16 protein-coding genes are annotated in these 19,410 nt (G+C 68.6%); 12 read left to right on the forward strand and 4 right to left on the reverse strand.

The features are described 5' to 3' along the window. The first annotated feature begins 25 nt into the window (after window positions 1–25). The 3 genes from mycP to ACIA8E_RS37310 all read left to right on the forward strand — a co-directional run bounded on the left by mycP (window position 26) and on the right by ACIA8E_RS37310 (window position 2,219). On the forward strand, window positions 26–1,249 hold the full coding sequence (gene mycP, locus ACIA8E_RS37300; protein ID WP_399305355.1) for a type VII secretion-associated serine protease mycosin: 1,224 nt from the start codon (window positions 26–28) through the stop codon (window positions 1,247–1,249). A 260-nt stretch (window positions 1,250–1,509) separates the two neighbouring features. After that, window positions 1,510–1,860, forward strand: a complete 351-nt coding sequence (locus ACIA8E_RS37305; RefSeq protein WP_399305357.1) for a WXG100 family type VII secretion target — start codon at window positions 1,510–1,512, stop codon at window positions 1,858–1,860. Window positions 1,861–1,913: 53 nt separating this feature from the next. Then, window positions 1,914–2,219 (forward strand): WXG100 family type VII secretion target, encoded by a 306-nt coding sequence (locus ACIA8E_RS37310; protein ID WP_030979818.1) that lies wholly within the window; start codon window positions 1,914–1,916, stop codon window positions 2,217–2,219. A gap of 69 nt (window positions 2,220–2,288) precedes the next feature. Here the strand turns inward: ACIA8E_RS37310 and ACIA8E_RS37315 are convergent, their stop codons facing one another. Beyond that, window positions 2,289–2,522: a DUF397 domain-containing protein gene (locus tag ACIA8E_RS37315; RefSeq protein ID WP_030933207.1), complete on the reverse strand. Its 234-nt coding sequence runs from the start codon at window positions 2,520–2,522 to the stop codon at window positions 2,289–2,291. A gap of 234 nt (window positions 2,523–2,756) precedes the next feature. Next, window positions 2,757–6,716, reverse strand: a complete 3,960-nt coding sequence (eccCa, locus tag ACIA8E_RS37320) for a type VII secretion protein EccCa (RefSeq protein ID WP_399305361.1) — start codon at window positions 6,714–6,716, stop codon at window positions 2,757–2,759. Window positions 6,717–6,903: 187 nt separating this feature from the next. Here eccCa and eccD point away from each other — a divergent pair, with 187 nt between their 5' ends. The 6 genes from eccD (at window position 6,904) to ACIA8E_RS37350 (ending at window position 14,319) form a co-directional block, all read left to right on the forward strand. Continuing rightward, window positions 6,904–8,385 (forward strand): type VII secretion integral membrane protein EccD, encoded by a 1,482-nt coding sequence (gene eccD, locus ACIA8E_RS37325; RefSeq protein WP_399305364.1) that lies wholly within the window; start codon window positions 6,904–6,906, stop codon window positions 8,383–8,385. A gap of 253 nt (window positions 8,386–8,638) precedes the next feature. Next, complete coding sequence (gene rpsO / locus ACIA8E_RS37330; RefSeq protein ID WP_030933198.1) at window positions 8,639–8,929, forward strand: 30S ribosomal protein S15; 291 nt, start codon at window positions 8,639–8,641, stop codon at window positions 8,927–8,929. A gap of 334 nt (window positions 8,930–9,263) precedes the next feature. Further along, complete coding sequence (locus ACIA8E_RS37335; RefSeq protein WP_399305368.1) at window positions 9,264–11,477, forward strand: polyribonucleotide nucleotidyltransferase; 2,214 nt, start codon at window positions 9,264–9,266, stop codon at window positions 11,475–11,477. 189 nt (window positions 11,478–11,666) lie between these two features. Continuing rightward, a complete protein-coding gene (locus tag ACIA8E_RS37340; RefSeq protein ID WP_399305386.1) occupies window positions 11,667–13,034 on the forward strand; it encodes a M16 family metallopeptidase in 1,368 nt (455 codons plus the stop codon). 23 nt (window positions 13,035–13,057) lie between these two features. Further along, the gene (dapB, locus tag ACIA8E_RS37345) at window positions 13,058–13,810 is read left to right on the forward strand and encodes a 4-hydroxy-tetrahydrodipicolinate reductase (RefSeq protein WP_399305371.1); all 753 of its coding nucleotides are present in this window, start codon (window positions 13,058–13,060) and stop codon (window positions 13,808–13,810) included. A 14-nt stretch (window positions 13,811–13,824) separates the two neighbouring features. Next, on the forward strand, window positions 13,825–14,319 hold the full coding sequence (locus tag ACIA8E_RS37350; protein ID WP_399305373.1) for a hypothetical protein: 495 nt from the start codon (window positions 13,825–13,827) through the stop codon (window positions 14,317–14,319). A 62-nt stretch (window positions 14,320–14,381) separates the two neighbouring features. Here ACIA8E_RS37350 and ACIA8E_RS37355 read toward each other — a convergent pair whose 3' ends face one another. Both ACIA8E_RS37355 and ACIA8E_RS37360 read right to left on the reverse strand, forming a co-directional pair. Then, window positions 14,382–14,933, reverse strand: a complete 552-nt coding sequence (locus ACIA8E_RS37355) for a hypothetical protein (RefSeq protein WP_313939496.1) — start codon at window positions 14,931–14,933, stop codon at window positions 14,382–14,384. 94 nt (window positions 14,934–15,027) lie between these two features. After that, window positions 15,028–15,267, reverse strand: coding sequence for a hypothetical protein (locus ACIA8E_RS37360; RefSeq protein ID WP_376266950.1), 240 nt, complete (start codon window positions 15,265–15,267; stop codon window positions 15,028–15,030). A 186-nt stretch (window positions 15,268–15,453) separates the two neighbouring features. Between ACIA8E_RS37360 and thyX the strand changes: the two genes are divergently transcribed. From thyX to ACIA8E_RS37375, 3 genes are all read left to right on the forward strand, one after another. After that, window positions 15,454–16,191, forward strand: a complete 738-nt coding sequence (thyX, locus tag ACIA8E_RS37365) for an FAD-dependent thymidylate synthase (protein ID WP_399305377.1) — start codon at window positions 15,454–15,456, stop codon at window positions 16,189–16,191. A gap of 152 nt (window positions 16,192–16,343) precedes the next feature. Further along, a complete protein-coding gene (gene dapA, locus ACIA8E_RS37370) occupies window positions 16,344–17,243 on the forward strand; it encodes a 4-hydroxy-tetrahydrodipicolinate synthase (RefSeq protein WP_399305378.1) in 900 nt (299 codons plus the stop codon). Between the two features lie 129 nt (window positions 17,244–17,372). After that, on the forward strand, window positions 17,373–19,058 hold the full coding sequence (locus ACIA8E_RS37375; protein WP_399305381.1) for a ribonuclease J: 1,686 nt from the start codon (window positions 17,373–17,375) through the stop codon (window positions 19,056–19,058). The last annotated feature ends 352 nt before the right edge of the window (window positions 19,059–19,410 follow it).

Here is a 19,410-nt window from a genome sequence, read left to right on the forward strand (position 1 = left end):
CGTAGAACTCGGGGGAGAGGAACAGATGTTGTACCGGAAGACGGCCCTGCTGACGGCGGCCACCGCCGCGCTGGCCGCACTGGCGGCGCCCCAGGCGGCGTACGCCGAGGAACGACCGGGCGACCGGAGCGACGTCGGGATAGACGGCAGCGGCGAATGCGCCTTCCCGATGAAGAAGCAGTACGAGGGTCGCCCCTGGTCGCTGCAGCGGGTCCTGCTCGACGAACTGTGGCAGGACACCAAGGGCAAGGGCGTCCGCGTCGCGGTCATCGACACCGGCGTCGACGACACCAACCCGCAGCTCCAGCACGCCGTCGACGCGTCCGCGGGCGCCGACTACCTCAAGGGCGGCAAGAGCGACGGCACCGTGGATGAGGTCGGCCACGGCACCAAGGTCGCCGGTATCATCGCCGCCCGCCCCCGCAAGGGCACCGGCTTCGTCGGCCTGGCGCCCGAGGCCACGATCATCCCGATCCGCCAGAACGACGAAAAGAACAGCGGCAAGGACACCACGATGGCCGCCGCGATCGGCCACGCGATCGCCGAGGGCGCCCAGGTCATCAACATCTCCCAGGACACGACGAAGTCGCTGACCCCGGATTCCGCGCTGGGGAAGGCAGTGGCCAGGGCGCTCGCCGAGAACGTCGTCGTGGTCGCCTCCGCGGGCAACGACGGCATGGACGGCAAGCTGAGGAACACCTATCCGGCGGCGTTCGACGGGGTCCTCGCGGTCGCCTCGTCGGACCGCAACAACGAGCGCGCCGCCTTCTCCCAGGCCGGAGCGTTCGTCGGTGTCGCAGCACCCGGCGTCGACATCGTCTCCACCGTCCCCGGCAACGGCCAGTGCACCGACAACGGCACCAGCTTCTCCGCGCCGTACGTCGCCGGCGTCGCCGCCCTGATGCGCGCCAAGTACCCGAAATGGACCGCGCCCCAGATCGTCGCCCGGATCGAGCAGACCGCCGAACGTTCCGTCACGGGCCACGACGACTTCGTCGGCTGGGGCGTCGTCGACCCGGTCCGCGCGCTCTCCGGCGACGACACCCCGCTGGATGCCCCGCATCCCGACCCGGCCCCGCCCCGGGCCCAGGCCCCCTCGCCCGCGCATCTGTCGCTGTCGGAGACCTCGCAGGAACGCAGTGAGCGGTACGCGACCTACGCCCTGGCCATAGCGGGCGTACTGATCTCCGTGGTCGCCGGCACTGCGACGGTCGTCCGCGATGTCCGGCGGCGACGCGGTTTGCGATGACAGCACCACCCGGTGAAGCGGATCCCTCCCCGTAAAGCGCAGTTGGGGAGAGATGATGAAGTGACTAGGGTGGTAGCTGACTTCACGTGTGTGACGGGGGAACGAGAAGTGGTCGCATCTGATTTCGGGGCGTGGGAACACTGCCACACCCTTCCCCGTCCCCGCCCTTCCCCGACTCCGCAACCGGAGCACACGGGGCAGGCGGGAACCCTGGCCGCGATGGGCGGACAGGACCGGGAACTCAGAGATAGGACCTCCGGATGACCAACCCCGCAGGTGGTTTCGGACTCGCCGACGATCCGATCGTCCAGGCGAAGAACAAGATCATCGAAACCGCGGAGCAGGTGTCCAAGCAGTCCAGGGAGTTGGCAGACATCCTCGCGACGGTCAGCGCGGGATGGACGGGCGTCGGCGCCTCGGGATTCACATCCGCACAGATCGTGATCAACGAGGACCACGACGAGATCCGCCGGCTCCTCAACGTGCTCCTCAACGCGGTGGGCCAGACCAAGAACCTCAGCAACGCCAACGACGACGAGGTCCGTGCGGCCTTCAACGCGGTGAAGGAGCCGGCGTCGTCCGGCAACTCCTCCGGGCTGAACGGCATCTGAGTCGCGCCGCAGCACCCCTTCCGTACACACGCCGAGCACCGAGGAGCAGACAGATGGCGACCGACCCGAACACCAAGGTCAGGTACGAGAGCGTCCAGGAGATGGCGAACCGCATCCGTGTGGTCTCGCAGAACATCATCAAGGACCTCCAGGAGATGGACGCGGCACTGAAGGTCGTCACCGACACCTGGGACGGTGAGGCACACGGGGAGTACGTGCACCTCCAGTCCAAGTACAAGGGCAAGGCGGAGCACATGAAGACCCGCCTGGAGCACGTCGCGAAGATCATCGAGTCCGGCAAGGACAGCTACCGCTCGACTGACGTGAAGGCCTCGCGCCTGTTCACCGAGGCGTACTGACCGCGGCACCGCACACGCAGAAGGGGCACGCTCGTCGCAGCGTGCCCCTTCTCCTGTACGTACGGCGTCCTACGTGAGGTCGAACTCGCCGTCCCGCGCGCCCAGTACGAACGCCCGCCACTCGGCCTCCGTGTACCGCAGCACCGTCTCCGGATCCAGCGAGGACCGCATCGCCACGGCCCCGCCCGGCAGATGAGCGATCTCGACGCGCTCCTCGGCCTCCTCCGTACCGGGCGCACTCAGCCACTCGACCCCCGAGATGTCGAGTGCGTACAGCTCGTCCTTCTCCTGCTGCGTGCCCATCAGATGCCTTTCCTCTCCTGCGGCGGAACATGTTCGTCGCCCGCGTGCAGACTATCCCCGCTCCCGCGCCACACAGGCCCGGTATGGACAGCTTCCGACCCGCGGTGGTAGTGACCGCGCCCCCACGGAATCCTCGTCGGACCATGTGCGCGACGTGGGTGCGGTTACCCGCGACGTTGCTGAGGCATCGGTCCACCCCGTCGTCGGCGGGGAAGAACTTCCGGCCCCGTCGGTTCAGCGCTGCTCCGGCAGCCGCCCGATCTGCACCAGCGGGTTCCCCCGTCGGCGCGTGGCGAAGTACCCGCGTCCCGGCGGCATCGGATGCCCCCGTACCGCCCCGATCAGATCACCCTCGGACGGATCGCCGGACAGCACCACACCCTGCGCCCCCAGCTCCTTGATGCGCTGCATGAACGACTCGTACATCGATCGCGAGGCCCCCGCCGAGTTGCGCGCGATGATGAACCGGACGCCCGTGTCCCGGGCGAACGGCAGATACTCCGCGAGCGGGGCGAGCGGGTTGCCCGCGTTCGTCGCCACCAGGTCGTAGTCGTCGACGATGATGAAGATCTGCGGACCGGTCCACCAGCTGCGGTCGCGCAACTGCTGCGGCGTGACATCCGTCGGTGGCTGCCGCCGCGAGAACACACCGGCCAGCGCCTCCATGTGCATCTGCATGGAACTCGCCATCGGCGCGTACTCCAGCAGATGGCTCTCCGGCAGCGCACCCAGCAGGGCCCGCCGGTAGTCGCCGACGACGAGCTTCGCCTCGTCGGGGGAGTAGCGCTCCGCGATCTGCTTCGCGATCAGACGCAGCAGATTCGTCTTCCCCGATTCGCTCTCGCCGAAGATCAGGAAGAACGGATCTGTCTCGAAGTCGACGAACACCGGTTCCAGATCGGTCTCGTCGATACCGATCGCGATCCCGCGCTGCGGGAACTCGAAGCCCTTCGGCAACTGCTCGGCGGGCAGTTTCCGCGGCAGCAGCCGTACGGCGGGCGCCGAAGGACCCGCCCAGTGGGACTTCACCGTCTCGACGAAGGCCGCCGTGCCGTCGGAGAGATCCGCCGCGCTGCTGGTGGAGTCGATACGCGGCAGTGCACCCATGAAGTGCAGCTTCTCCGGCACCTGGCCGCGTCCCGGTACTCCCTGCGGCACGTTCACCGCGACCCTGCGGTCGAACTCGGAGTCCATGACGTCGCCGAGCCGCAGTTCGAGGCGGCCGAGGATCTGGTCCTTGAGCGCGGCACGTACTTCCATGTACCGGGCGGCCGTGATCACCACATGGACGCCGTACCCGAGACCGCGCGAGGCGATGTCCGTGACGACCTGCTCCAGCATCTCGTACTCGGCCCGGAAGCCGCCCCAGCCGTCGACGACCAGGAACACGTCGCCCCACGGCTCGCCGGGCAGCTCACCGAGCGCGCGCTTGCGCCGGTATGTGGCGACGGAGTCGATGGAGTGGGCGCGGAAGAACTCCTCGCGCCGGTTCAGTACCCCCGCGACCTCGGCGACCGTACGCCGCACCCGCTCCGGATCCAGCCGCGACGCCATCCCGCCCACGTGGGGCAGGTCCGCCAGTGAGACCAGCCCGCCACCACCGAAGTCGAGCCCGTAGAACTGCACTTCGTGCGGGGTGTGGGTGAGCGCGAACGACGCGATCAGCGTCCGCATCATCGTCGACTTGCCGGACTGCGGACCGCCGATCACCATCATGTGACCCGCCGCACCGGAGAAGTCCCGGTACAGCACCTCACGCCGCTGCTCGAACGGCTTGTCGATCAGACCGAGCGGAACGGTCAGCCCGCCCGGCCGCGTGTACTCCGTCGCCGTGAACCCCCGGTCCGCGGTCGGCGCGAGCCCCGGCAACAGCTGGTCCAGCGTCGGCGCCCGGTCGAGCGGCGGCAGCCACACCTGATGGGCGGGCACCCCCTGCCCCTCGAGGCGCCGCACGATCACATCGAGCACCGTGTCCGCGAGCGCGTCGTCCTCCGCACTCGTCCGCGAGGCGACCACATGCGCAGGGTCCGGCGCCGCGTACACCACCGGCACCGGCAGTGCGCTGAACACGGCGGGCCGCCGCTCGACCGGCAGCGTCCCCACCGGCAGATCGGGCCCACCCGTGCGGTACGCCCCCGACACGTACGCCGCCTTGAACCGGGTCATCTCGTCCGTACCGAACTTGAGATAGCCGGAACCCGGCACCGACGGCAGGTGATAAGCATCGGGCACCCCCAGCGCCGTACGCGACTCGGCGGCCGAGAAGGTCCGCAGCCCGATCCGGTACGAGAGGTAGGTGTCCAGACCGCGCAGCTTGCCCTCCTCCAGGCGCTGCGAGGCGAGCAGCAGATGCACACCCAGCGAGCGGCCGATGCGACCGATCTGGATGAACATGTCGATGAAGTCCGGTTTGGCGGTGAGCAGTTCGGAGAACTCGTCGATGACCAGGACCAGCGAGGCCAGCGGTTCCAGCGCCGCGCCCGCCGCCCGCGCCTTCTCGTAGTCGTGGATGTTGGCGTAGTTACCGGCCGACCGCAGCAGCTCCTGCCGCCGCTGCAGCTCACCGCGGATCGCGTCACCCATGCGGTCGACGAGCGTCAGATCGTCCGCCAGGTTGGTGATGACCGCCGCCACGTGCGGCATGTGCGACATCCCCGTGAACGTCGCACCACCTTTGAAGTCCGCCAGCACGAAGTTGAGCGTCTCCGAGGAGTGCGTGACCGCGAGCCCCAGGACCAGCGTCCGCAGCAGCTCGGACTTGCCGGAACCGGTCGCACCGACACACAGCCCGTGCGGACCCATGCCCTCCTGCGCGGCCTCCTTGAGGTCCAGCATCACCGGCTGACCGTCCTCGCCGACCCCGATCGGCACCCGCAGCCGCTCGGAGACCGACCGCGGTCGCCAGGTGCGCGCCACATCGACCGCACCCGCGTCGCCGAGGTTGAGCAGATCGGTGAAGTCCAGGTTGGCGAGCAGCGGTTCGTCGTCGTCGCCCCCGCCCATGCGCAGCGGTGCGAGCTGCCGGGCCAGCGCCTCGGCCGCGGGCAGCGACAGCCCGTCCGGCACGCCCTCGTACGCCATCCCGGCCCCCGACTCCAGTCGCAGCAGCCCCGGCCGCACCACCACCGACAGGCCGCCGCGCGGCTCGTCCAGCTCACCCGGGACGACCTCGACGATCGTCACGCCCTGCAGCCCCTCGGCCGCCGCGAACAAGGAATCCGGCGGCACCATCCCGCCGTCGAGGACCACCACGATGTGCGGCTGGTCCAGCAGCGGCTGACTCTCCCGCCCGAACCGCGGCCGCCCCTCCAGCCGGCTCACCAGCAGCTGCTCCAGCTCACCCAGATCGTCGCCGAACAACCGCTTCGTACCGGCCCCGTCGACCTGCCCCGGCACCTGCGCATGCGGAAGCCACTTCGTCCAGTCCCAGCGTGCCACCGCACCGGGCGCCGCCACCACGGCGACCATCAGATCCTCGGGGGAGTGCAGCGTCACCAGTTGCGCGACCAGCGCCCGCGCCGCCGACTGCGCCGCCTCCGGCTGACCGGAGACCGTCACGTGATAGAAGGCCCGTATCGACACGGCCATCGGCAGACCGTCCAACGACCCGTGCACCGCGAGGAATTGCTGCATCGCCCCCGCACACATCGGCTCCAGCTCATCCACCGGCGCGGTGTCCGGGGCGATCAGCGGAGTCGACAGCTGCTGCGCCCCGAGCCCGACCCGTACCTGCCCGAAGTCGTTGTCCCCGACCCGCCGCTCCCACACCCGGCTGCCCTCGGCGACCACCGACCACAACTGCTCAGGAGCGGGCTGCAGATACAGCTGTACGTCGCGCTGGGCGCGCGCGGTCCGGCGCACCGTACGCCGCGTCTGCGCCAGGTATTTGAGGTAGTCGCGCCGCACATCTGCCATTTGCCCCTGCATACCGCGGCGGTGGCGGACCAGCTGCGCGACCACCATGCCGACGGTCGAGACAAGCATCAGAACGCCCATGATGCGCATGAACGGAGGAGCCTGCGGCGAGAAGAAGAAGACCACCGACGAACCCATGCCGAGCACCGGCAGGATCTGCATCAGCATGCCCTCCTGCTGCCCGCGCGGCAGTTCGGGAGGGGCCTCCAACGTCAACTCGTCCGTGGGCACTTCGGGCGGCAGGGACCGCGGAGGTCGTTTCACGACGATCTGGCTCACCGGAACATCAATCCCTCGGTACGGACGGGCGGAAGGCCGGTCGAACCCGCACCGAAGCCCCCCGTGGCTGCCTTTGCTTGCGGACGTCCCTCCGCGCGACGGTGATCCTACTTGCCGATGACCTTTCCTCCTCCCGGTAGGGTGGCGCGCGCACCGTGCGCAACCGCGAATCAGGGGGACCAGACACGTGAGTACGACTGCAGCGACAGGCTTCTGCCGGGTCACTGTCGTGGCGCCCGACAGCCGTATCGACGTCGCCCTGCCGGAGGACATCGCAGTCGCCGACATCTACCCGGAGATCCTCCGTCTCACCGGCCAGACCCAGACGGCCGGCAATCCCACCGGCTACCACCTGGTGCGCCGCGACGGCACGGTGCTCGAGGGCGCGCGCACGCTCGCCGCCCAGCAGGTGCTCGACGGCGAACTGCTCAGCCTGCGCCCGTTCGCGCGGTCACTGGCGCCCGCCGTCTTCGACGACGTGTCGGACGCCGTCGCCTCGGCCGTCACCCGGGACCGCCACCTGTGGAGCGACGAACTGCTGCGCGGCGCCGGTCTGCTGGGCGGCGTACTGCTCCTCGTGCTGATGGGCTTCGTCCTCTGGTTCGCCGACCCCGTCCGGCACGACATGCACAGCCTGCCCGGCATCATCGCGGGCTCCGCCGGACTGCTGCTCACCGCGTTCGCGGGGGTACGCGCCCGGGTCTACGGGGACCGCGCCACCGCGGTCGCGCTCGGCCTCGGCGCGCTGCCGCTCGTACTCATCGCGGGCTCCGGCGTCATCGGGCCGGACGCCGGCCAGGGCCCCGGCCGGCTGCAGTTCCTGCTCGGCTGCGTGTCCGTCCTGGTCGCGTCCGTCGTCCTGGTCGCTCTGACCCCGAGCGGCGACGCCCCGTTCGTCGCGGCGACCTTCGTCGCCACCGTCGGCACCCTCGCCACCTTCGTCGCGATCCTCACCGGGGTCTCCGCCACCGGGACCGCTGCGGTCTGTGCCCCGGTCGCCCTCGGCCTCGTCGCCTTCCTGCCCGGCCTCTCCGCCCGCTTCGCCCGGCTGCCCATCGGTTACGCGTCGCCACGCACCGCTCCGGGGGGTTACGACGACAGCTTCGCGGACCCGAACGCCTCCCCGGAGCCCGAAGGCGTCCCCGTCGACGCCGACCGCATCGCCGCCCAGGCCCGCCGAGGCCACGAGATGCTGCTCGGCCTGGTCGGCGGCTGCGCGGCCGTCGTCGTCGGGTCCGCTGCCGTCCTGGGCTTCTCCGGCAACGTCTGGGGCCGGCTCCTCGCCCTCGCCGCCGGACTCGCGATGCTGCTGCGCGCCCGCCTCTTCCGCTACACCTCGCAGGTCGCCTGCGTCCTGGTGGCGGGCATCGGGGCGGTCGCCCTGCTGATCCTCGGCCTCTCCCTGAACCCGCCGGCCGACCTGGTGAGGGAGCTGGCCCGGTACGGGGAGAGCGGCTCCCTGGACATCCGTACGGTCTGGCTCTCCGCGGCCGTGGCCGCGGGCGCCGCACTGCTGACGGCGATCGGCCTGATCATTCCCCGTAAGGGCCTCTCCCCGTTCTGGGGCCGCCTCCTCGACCTCACGGAGAGCGCCCTCCTCCTCTCCCTGGTCCCGCTCTGCCTGGCAGTACTGGATGTCTTCGCCAGAGCGAGAGCCCTCACCAGCTGAACCGACCCCAGGGCACAATCGAGCCCGTCCGGCGATCGAGGACAAAGCGGCACCCCGACGCCCATGCCCACCGGCCCCCGGCAACCCGGCTCTGCCGGCCTGGTACGCTGTGTGACGGCCGTTTGTGTACGCGCCCCCGGATCATCCTGAGGGCTGCGCTCATCGGACCTTCGTCCTCGAGTAACGGAAGACCCCCTGAGATCAAGACCAGGGGCACTCGTGGGCGCATCGGAACATCAAAGAGGAGTACTGCGTGTCGCTCGACGCCGCTACGAAGAAGCAGATCATGTCCGAGTTCGCCACCAAGGAGGGTGACACCGGTTCCCCCGAGGTCCAGGTGGCCATGCTCTCCCGTCGCATCTCGGACCTGACGGAGCACCTCAAGACGCACAAGCACGACCACCACTCCCGCCGTGGTCTGCTGATCCTGGTCGGCCAGCGTCGCCGCCTCCTGCAGTACCTGGCCAAGAAGGACATCCAGCGCTTCCGTGCCCTGGTCGACCGCCTCGGCATCCGCCGCGGTGCGGCCGGCGGCGCCAAGTAAGACGCCGTGAAGGGAGCGGTTCCCACGACTGAGGGAACCGCTCCCTTTGTTGTACGTACAGGTGTGCGTGCAACAGCATGTACGGGACGCGACCGGCTCGCCCGGTCGACCGGAATGCCAAGCTGAGCCGAATCTCAGTAACCTGGTCCCGGAACGTCCCGCAGACGAGCGGAAGAAGCAGCCTCCCCGCCGCCGGTCCTCGGTAGTGGCCCCCGGACAGAGCAACCCGGGTGCTTCGATCGAAGACCGGCCCGCCGATGGAGCGCTTCTCCGCACCGTCCCCCGCCACACGGGCGTGGGGGCGAGAAGACGATATGTATCGGAGAAAACGCTAGTGGAGAACGAGACCCACTACGCCGAGGCCGTTATCGACAACGGAACCTTCGGCACCCGCACCATCCGCTTCGAGACGGGCCGCCTGGCCAAGCAGGCCGCCGGCTCCGCCGTTGCGTACCTGGACGACGACACCATGGTGTTGTCGGCCACCACGGCTTCCAAGAAGCCGAAGGACCAGCTCGACTTCTTCCCCCTCACGGTGGACGTCGAGGAGCGGCAGTACGCCGCGGGCAAGATCCCCGGCTCCTTCTTCCGCCGCGAGGGCCGCCCCTCCGAGGACGCGATCCTCACCTGCCGTCTGATCGACCGGCCGCTGCGCCCCTCCTTCAAGAAGGGCCTGCGCAACGAGATCCAGATCGTCGAGACGATCATGGCGCTCAACCCCGATCACCTGTACGACGTGATCGCGATCAACGCCGCCTCCTGCTCCACGCAGCTGGCCGGCCTGCCCTTCTCCGGCCCGATCGGTGGCACCCGTGTCGCTCTGATCAAGGGCCAGTGGGTCGCGTTCCCGACGCACACCGAGCTCGAGGACGCCGTCTTCGACATGGTCGTCGCCGGTCGCGTCCTGGAGGACGGCGACGTCGCGATCATGATGGTCGAGGCCGAGGCCACCGACAAGACCATCCAGCTCGTCAAGGACGGCGCCGAGGCCCCCACCGAAGAGGTCGTCGCCGCCGGTCTCGAGGCCGCGAAGCCGTTCATCAAGGCCCTCTGCAAGGCCCAGTCGGAGCTCGCCGCCAAGGCTGCCAAGCCCACCGGCGAGTTCCCGGTCTTCCTCGACTACCAGGACGACGTCCTGGAGGCGCTCACCGCCGCCGTCAGCACCGAGCTCGCCAAGGCACTCACCATCGCCGGCAAGCAGGAGCGCGAGGCCGAGCTGGACCGCATCAAGGAGATCGCCGGCGAGAAGCTGCTCCCGCAGTTCGAGGGCCGCGAGAAGGAGATCTCCGGTGCCTACCGCGCGCTGACCAAGAAGCTGGTCCGCGAGCGCGTCATCAAGGACAAGGTCCGCATCGACGGCCGTGGCGTCACGGACATCCGTACGCTCGCCGCCGAGGTCGAGGCCATCCCGCGCGTGCACGGCTCGGCGCTGTTCGAGCGTGGCGAGACCCAGATCCTGGGCGTCACCACCCTGAACATGCTCCGCATGGAGCAGCAGCTGGACACCCTCTCCCCGGTGACCCGCAAGCGCTACATGCACAACTACAACTTCCCGCCGTACTCCGTCGGTGAGACCGGCCGCGTGGGCTCGCCCAAGCGCCGCGAGATCGGCCACGGTGCGCTCGCCGAGCGCGCCATCGTGCCGGTGCTGCCGTCGCGCGAGGAGTTCCCCTACGCGATCCGCCAGGTCTCCGAGGCGCTGGGCTCCAACGGCTCGACGTCCATGGGCTCGGTCTGCGCCTCCACCATGTCGCTGCTGAACGCCGGTGTGCCGCTCAAGGCAGCCGTCGCCGGTATCGCCATGGGTCTGATCTCCCAGGAGATCGACGGCAAGACCCACTACGTCGCCCTGACCGACATCCTCGGTGCCGAGGACGCGTTCGGTGACATGGACTTCAAGGTCGCCGGTACGAAGCAGTTCGTCACCGCGCTCCAGCTCGACACCAAGCTCGACGGCATCCCCGCCTCGGTCCTGGCCGCCGCGCTGAAGCAGGCCCGCGACGCCCGCCTCCACATCCTCGATGTGATGAACGAGGCCATCGACGTCCCGGACGAGATGTCCCCGAACGCCCCGCGGATCATCACCGTCAAGATCCCGGTGGACAAGATCGGTGAGGTCATCGGCCCCAAGGGCAAGATGATCAACCAGATCCAGGAGGACACCGGCGCCGACATCACGATCGAGGACGACGGCACCATCTACATCGGTGCCCAGCAGGGCTCGCAGGCCGAGGCCGCCCGCGCCACGATCAACGCGATCGCCAACCCGACCATGCCGGAGGTCGGCGAGCGTTACCTGGGTACGGTCGTCAAGACCACCACCTTCGGTGCGTTCGTCTCGCTCATGCCCGGCAAGGACGGCCTGCTGCACATCTCGCAGATCCGCAAGCTCGCCGGTGGCAAGCGCGTGGAGAACGTCGAGGACGTGGTTGCGGTCGGATCCAAGGTCCAGGTCGAGATCGCCGAGATCGACTCCCGCGGCAAGCTCTCCCTCATCCCCGTGATCGAGGGCGAAGAGGACGAGAAGAAGGACGACGCTGCCAAGTGACGTCCCGTAGTTCCGTGGGGGGGGGGCGCCCCCCCCCCCCCGGGGCGGGCCCCCCCCCCCCCCCCAAAAAAAAAAAAAAAAAAAAACCCCACACCCCCCACACAGCCCCCCAGCTACCCCCCCCCCCCCCCGCTTTTTGGTGGCCTATCACCACTATATCTTGCCCGCTCCTCCAACCTCCCGCCCGTTCTGCCGGGCCCCCCCCCCCCCCCCGCGGGGGCGCCCCGCCCCCTCGCCCGTACCCAAACGCTTCTCAAGGGCACCAACGGCATCGGCACCGTTCGCCGCACGGTTCTCCCCGGCGGCCTCCGGATCGTCACCGAGACCCTGCCCTCCGTACGCTCCGCCACCTTCGGTATCTGGGCCAACGTCGGATCACGCGACGAGACGCCCAGCCTGAACGGCGCGACGCACTACCTCGAGCACCTCCTCTTCAAGGGCACCGCCAAGCGCAGCGCCCTCGACATCTCGTCCGCGATCGACGCGGTCGGCGGCGAGATGAACGCCTTCACGGCGAAGGAGTACACCTGCTACTACGCGCGGGTCCTCGACACCGACCTGCCGCTGGCCATCGATGTCGTCTGCGACATGCTGACCGGCTCGCTGATCGCCGCCGAGGACGTCGACGCCGAGCGTGGCGTCATCCTCGAAGAGATCGCGATGACCGAGGACGACCCGGGCGACTGCGTGCACGACCTGTTCGCGCACACGATGCTCGGCGACACACCCTTGGGCCGCCCGGTCCTCGGCACCGTCGACACGATCAACGCACTGAACCGCGGCCAGATCGCCCGCTTCTACAAGAAGCACTACGACCCCACCCACCTGGTCGTCGCCGCCGCCGGCAACGTCGACCACGCCACGGTCGTACGCCAGGTCCGCAAGGCCTTCGAGCGCGCCGGCGCCCTGTCCCGTACGGAAGCCGTCCCGGTCGCACCCCGCGAAGGCTCCCGCACCCTGCGCACCGCGGGCCGGGTCGAGCTGCTGAACCGCAAGACCGAGCAGGCCCATGTCGTCCTCGGCGTCCCGGGCCTCGCCCGCACCGACGACCGCCGCTGGGCACTCGGCGTGCTGAACACCGCCCTGGGCGGTGGGATGAGCTCCCGCCTCTTCCAGGAGGTACGGGAGAAGCGCGGCCTCGCCTACAGCGTGTACTCGTACACCTCGGGCTTCGCCGACTGTGGACTCTTCGGCGTGTACGCGGGGTGCCGGCCCAGCCAGGTCCACGACGTCCTGAAGATCTGCCGCGACGAACTCGACCGGGTAGCGTCCGACGGACTGAGCGACGAAGAGATCGGCCGCGCCATCGGCCAGCTCTCCGGCTCCACCGTCCTCGGCCTGGAGGACACCGGCGCCCTGATGAACCGCATCGGCAAGAGCGAGCTGTGCTGGGGCGAGCAGATGTCGGTCGACGACCTGCTGAGCCGGATAGCACAGGTCACCCCCGACGACGTCCGGGCAGTGGCCGGCGAGGTACTCGGGCAGCGCCCCTCGCTCTCTGTCATCGGTCCGCTCAAGGACAAGCAGGCCGGCCGCCTCGACGAAGCGGTTTCCTAATCCACCCGTAAGGAAGCAGAGCAATGAGCAAGCTGCGCGTGGCCGTTCTCGGCGCCAAGGGCCGCATCGGATCCGAAGCGGTACGAGCCGTCGAGGCCGCCGACGACATGGAACTGGTGGCCGCACTCAGCCGCGGCGACAAGCTGGAGACGCTCGCGGAGACCGGCGCCCAGGTCGCGGTCGAACTCACCACACCCGCGTCGGTGATGGGAAACCTCGACTTCTGCGTCCGGCACGGAATCAACGCGGTCGTCGGCACCACCGGCTGGACCGACGAACGGCTCGCGCAGCTGAACACCTGGCTCTCCGGCTCGCCGGAGACCGGTGTGCTCATCGCGCCGAACTTCTCCATCGGCGCCGTCCTCACCATGAAGTTCGCGGAGCAGGCCGCACGCTACTTCGAGTCCGTCGAGGTCGTCGAACTCCACCACCCCAACAAGGTCGACGCCCCCTCCGGCACCGCCACCCGCACCGCCCAGCTGATCGCCGAAGCCCGGAAGAAGGCCGGCTGCGCCCCGCAGCCCGACGCCACGGCCACGGCGCTCGACGGCGCCCGCGGCGCGAACGTCGACGGGGTCCCGGTCCACGCGATCAGGCTCCGTGGCCTCCTCGCCCACCAGGAGGTGCTGCTCGGCGGCGAGGGCGAGACCCTCACCATCCGCCACGACTCCCTGCACCACAGCAGCTTCATGCCGGGCATCCTGCTGGGTGCACGCCGTGTGGTGACCACTCCGGGCCTCACCTTCGGCCTGGAACACTTCCTCGACCTGAACTGACTGAGCCCACCGCCATGCGCGCAAAGATCACTTACTCCGTCACCGCCGCCGTCCTGGTCTTCTACTTCGCCCTGGTCGGCAGCCGTGGCCTGCTGCTCATCAAGCACGGCACGCTGCTCACGGTCACCTTCGGGGTCGCGGTGCTGATCCTGCCGGTGATCGGCATCTGGTTCCTCTGGAAGAACACCCAGTTCGTCCGCAGGGCCAACGCCCTCGCCGCAGAGCTGGACGCCGAGGGCGGCCTGCCCGTCGACGAGCTGGTCCGTACCCCGGCCGGTCGCATCGACCGCGACTCGGCCGACGCCGTCTTCGTACGGCGCCGCGAGGAGACCGAGGACTCCCCGGACGACTGGCGCTGCTGGTTCCGGCTCGCCGTCGCCTATCAGGACGCCCGGGACACCCCGCGCGCCCGCAAGGCCATGCAGCGCGCCATCGCCCTGCACATGAGCACATCAAGCCCGGCGGCCGCATCGACCCCGTCGGTCACATCGAGCTCGTCCGGCGACTGAGGACATCCTTCGGACTCGTCCGGCGACCGTGGGCAGACCGGCCGCCGGACGGGCTCGGAGCACTAGCTGAGCCGGTACTCGTCGTCCCAGGCCTCTATCGTGTCCGCGGCCCGGTCGAACGCCTCGCTGCGCCCCAGGAAGTCCGCGTTGCTGTCGGTGAGCAGCGGCGGAACGGCCTCGCCACCCAGACGTACGACGATCAGGGCCTGTCCCTGCACCGTGCGCGGGAATCCGAGCCACTTCACCGGCTGCTGCACCGTACGGACCGCTGTGACCCGGTTCCAGGGCACGGTCGTGGTTATGAAGAAGCCCACCCGCCGCACTCCGTGCCGGCTCACCCAGGCGCCGACCCGGAGCATCCGCAGGGCACAGAGGATCACCACAAGGGCGAGCCCGAGGCATGCCGCGGCCCCGGGCAGCGCCCCGGCGAACGCGATGATCATTCCTGCGATCAGCACGTACGAGGCGAGCAACAACAGGGTGGCCGCCGCGGCGACCCGCCACGGCCCGGGGCGGTAGGGGCGCCGCCAGCTGTCGTGGTCGTCGAACGGCAGCGCGATGTCCTCAGCGCTCGCGTCAAACGCGCGGTCGGCCGTCAGAAAGGGCAGGGGCACGACTGATCCTCACTCACAAGCACGCTCGATTGCTGTGCCCGGTGAGGCTACCGAGCAGGCCACCGCCGCTACCACCCCAGGGGCCCCGTACGAGTCAGGGGCCGTGCGCGGCTTCGGTCTGCTGAGTGTGCGAGGGAGCGTCGGCCGGGGCAAGCGCGGGAAGGCCGAGGATCAATGATCCGGCAAGGCCGGCGAGCACCGTCAGTCCCACGAGGGAACGGGCCGCCAGCTGGGCCGCGGTGGCGCGTTCCCGGGGCGGCGGCGTGACGTTGCTACGGAATCGGTCGGCCTCGGCCACGAAGGCGAACGGGACGGCTTCACGCCGGCGGAACATGAGGAAGCTCTCCTTGATCTCTGTTACGGGTGCTGCTACAGAGTCAGACGCACGGCACGCCCATTCGGTGCCCCGAATCACCGGATTGGCCGAAGAAATCCCCGGACGGGCCTTCCGTGCCTCGTTGTCAGTGGCGGCCCGTAGAGTGGGCGCCGCCCGAGCGACGCAATTGGAAGGACCCCGCCGGTGACCGAGACCCCCGAGCCCGCAAAGCCCAGCTTCCGCAGCGATGTCACCGTCGAGCTGGTGAAGCACTCCGCGGCCGACTCCGACGTCCTGTTCGCCGCCCGTGTCTCCACGGCCGGAGAGCAGTCCCTGGAGGAGGTCAGCAAGGACCCGGAGCGTTCGAAGGGGCTCATCAACTTCCTGATGCGCGACCGCCACGGGTCCCCGTTCGAGCACAACTCGATGACGTTCTTCATCAGCGCCCCGATCCTTGTGTTCCGCGAGTTCATGCGCCACCGGGTCGGCTGGTCGTACAACGAGGAATCGGGCCGCTACAGGGAGCTGGAGCCGGTCTTCTACGTCCCCGGTGAGGCTCGCAAGCTCGTTCAGCAGGGCCGCCCCGGCAAGTACGAGTTCGTCGAGGGCACCGCGGCCCAGCAGGAGCTCACGGGCCGTGTGATGGAGGACTCGTACCGCCAGGCGTACGAGGCCTATCAGGAGATGCTCGCTGCCGGAGTGGCCCGCGAGGTCGCCCGCGCCGTGCTCCCGGTGGGACTGTTCTCGTCGATGTACGCCACGTGCAATGCCCGCTCGCTGATGCACTTCCTCGGCCTGCGCACCCAGCACGAGCTGGCGAAGGTGCCGTCCTTCCCCCAGCGGGAGATCGAAATGGTCGGTGAACAGATGGAGGAGCAGTGGGCGCGACTCATGCCGCTCACCCATGCAGCCTTCAACAAAAATGGACGCGTAGCTCCGTAGGCGGTGTCCGTATTGCGGCGTTTCGTGAAGTTCATCTAGGCTGATCAAACGGACCCGGCACTGCTTGAACCCCCGAGCAGGCAGTGCCGGGCTCCTATCCCTTGTCCCCCCGAGGGGACACCGCGCGCTGAGCAACGAGTAGCGTGTTACCCATGGCTCCGATCTCCACTCCGCAGACCCCCTTCGGGCGGGTCCTCACCGCTATGGTCACGCCCTTCACGGCGGACGGCGCACTCGACCTCGACGGCGCCCAGCGGCTCGCCGCCCATCTGGTGGACGCAGGCAACGACGGCCTGATCATCAATGGCACCACCGGCGAGTCCCCGACCACCAGCGACGCGGAGAAAGACCAGCTCGTACGGGCTGTCCTGGAAGCCGTAGGGGACCGGGCCCATGTCGTCGCCGGCATCGGCACGAACGACACCCGCCACAGCGTCGAGCTGGCCCGGACGGCCGAGCGCGCCGGCGCCCACGGCCTTCTCGCGGTGACGCCGTACTACAACAAGCCGCCGCAAGAGGGTCTCCTCCGCCACTTCACGGCGATCGCAGACGCCACCGGTCTGCCGGTGATGCTCTACGACATTCCCGGCCGCAGCGGTGTGCCGATCGACACAGAGACGCTGGTCCGGCTCGCCGAGCATCCGCGCATCGTCGCCAACAAGGACGCCAAGGGCGACCTGGGCCGCGCCAGCTGGGCCATCGCCCGGTCCGGCCTTGCCTGGTACTCCGGCGACGACATGCTGAACCTGCCGCTGCTCTCGGTCGGCGCCATCGGCTTCGTCTCCGTCGTCGGCCACGTCGTCACCCCCGACCTGCGCGCCCTCATCGAGGCCTACCTCGGCGGAGACGTCCAGAAGGCCACGGAGATCCATCAGAAGCTCCTGCCGGTCTTCACCGGCATGTTCCGCACCCAGGGCGTGATCACCACCAAGGCCGCGCTCGCCCTCCAGGGCCTGCCCGCCGGCCCGCTGCGCCTCCCGCTGGTGGAACTCACCGCACAGGAAACGGCGCAGCTCAAGATCGATCTCGCCGCCGGTGGGGTACAGCTGTAACCACAGACTTCACAACTGAATACGCGAAGAAAACTCGCAACAGCGAAAAAACAGACAACAGCAAGTGCACGAATGACATGCGCGCCACGTGCCTCAGCGGTACGTGGCGTGCGTGGTAAGGAGAGTCTTTTGAGTCATCCGCACCCCGAACTCGGCACCCCGCCGAAGCTCCCGAAGGGTGGCCTCCGCGTCACCCCGCTGGGCGGCCTCGGCGAAATCGGCCGCAACATGACGGTATTCGAGTACGGCGGCCGCCTGCTCATCGTCGACTGCGGAGTGCTCTTCCCCGAGGAGGAGCAGCCCGGAATCGACCTGATCCTGCCGGACTTCACCACGATCCGGGACCGTCTCGACGACGTCGAGGGCATCGTCCTCACGCACGGCCACGAGGACCACATCGGTGGTGTCCCGTATCTGCTGCGGCTGAAGCCGGACATCCCGCTCATCGGCTCCAAGCTGACCCTCGCCCTGATCGAGGCGAAGCTCCAGGAGCACCGCATCCGTCCGTACACCCTCGAAGTCGTCGAGGGCCAGCGCGAGCGCATCGGCGTCTTCGACTGCGAGTTCATCGCGGTCAACCACTCCATCCCGGACGCTCTTGCGGTCGCCATCCGCACGCCCGCGGGCATGGCGGTCGCGACCGGTGACTTCAAGATGGACCAGCTTCCGCTGGACGGCCGTCTCACCGACCTGCACGCCTTCGCCCGGCTGAGCGAAGAAGGCATCGACCTTCTCCTCTCCGACTCGACGAACGCAGAGGTCCCCGGCTTCGTACCGCCCGAGCGGGACATCTCCAACGTCCTGCGCACGGTCTTCGCGAACGCCCAGAAGCGCATCATCGTGGCGAGCTTCGCCAGCCATGTGCACCGCATTCAGCAGATCCTCGACGCGGCACACGAGTACGGCCGCCGGGTCGCATTCGTCGGCCGTTCGATGGTCCGCAACATGGGCATCGCCCGTGACCTCGGCTATCTGAAGGTCCCCGCGGGCCTGGTCGTCGACGTCAAGACTCTCGACGATCTGCCGGACGACGAGGTCGTGCTGGTCTGTACGGGTTCCCAGGGCGAGCCGATGGCCGCACTGTCCCGCATGGCCAACCGCGATCACCAGATCCGGATCGTCCAGGGCGACACGGTGATCCTCGCGTCGTCCCTGATCCCGGGCAACGAGAACGCGGTCTACCGCGTGATCAACGGCCTGACCCGCTGGGGTGCCAACGTCGTCCACAAGGGCAACGCCAAGGTCCACGTCTCGGGACACGCCTCGGCCGGCGAGCTGCTGTACTTCTACAACATCTGCAAGCCGAAGAACCTGATGCCGGTCCACGGCGAATGGCGTCACCTGCGGGCCAATGCCGAACTGGGTGCCCTCACCGGCGTACCCAAGGACCACATCGTCATCGCGGAGGACGGCGTCGTCGTCGACCTCGTCGACGGCAAGGCCAAGATCGTCGGCAAGGTCCAGGCCGGTTATGTGTACGTCGACGGCCTCTCGGTCGGAGACGTCACGGAGACCTCCCTCAAGGACCGTCGCATCCTCGGTGACGAGGGCATCATCTCGGTCTTCATCGTGGTCGACAGCTCCTCCGGCAAGATCACGGGTGGTCCGTACATCCAGGCCAGGGGCTCCGGTATCGACGATGCGGCATTCACCGCCGTCGTGCCGAAGATCGAGGAAGCGCTCAACAAGTCCGCCCAGGACGGCGTGGTGGAGCCGCACCAGCTTCAGCAGCTGGTCCGTCGCTCGATGGGCAAGTGGGTCTCGGACACCTACCGCCGGCGCCCGATGATCCTTCCCGTCGTCGTCGAGGTCTGACGCCCCGACAGGAGCGAACTCCGGAGCGGGGCCCCCGATTTGCATCGGGGCGCCCCGCTCCAGTACGTTTACGGCTCCGCCTGACCGGGAAGCACCCCGCGCACTCGTGCGTGGAGGTCACCTCGTAGGGGGCGGGAATTCCGACTCAGAGCTTCTGATAAAGTCGGATCCGCCGAAAGGCAAAGGCCACTCCAACGGCCATCGGAATCAAATTCGAACCGGAAACGGAACGAAAATGAGTCTGGTAAGGTTGGAATCGCCGGAAAGGGAAACGCGAAAGCGAGAACCTGGAAGGCGGAACCCGCTTCGACCGGGAATCGGACACGAAAGAGTCTGATAGAGTCGGAAACGC

This window comes from Streptomyces sp. NPDC051664, from assembly GCF_044453545.1.
Lineage (GTDB): Bacteria > Actinomycetota > Actinomycetes > Streptomycetales > Streptomycetaceae > Streptomyces.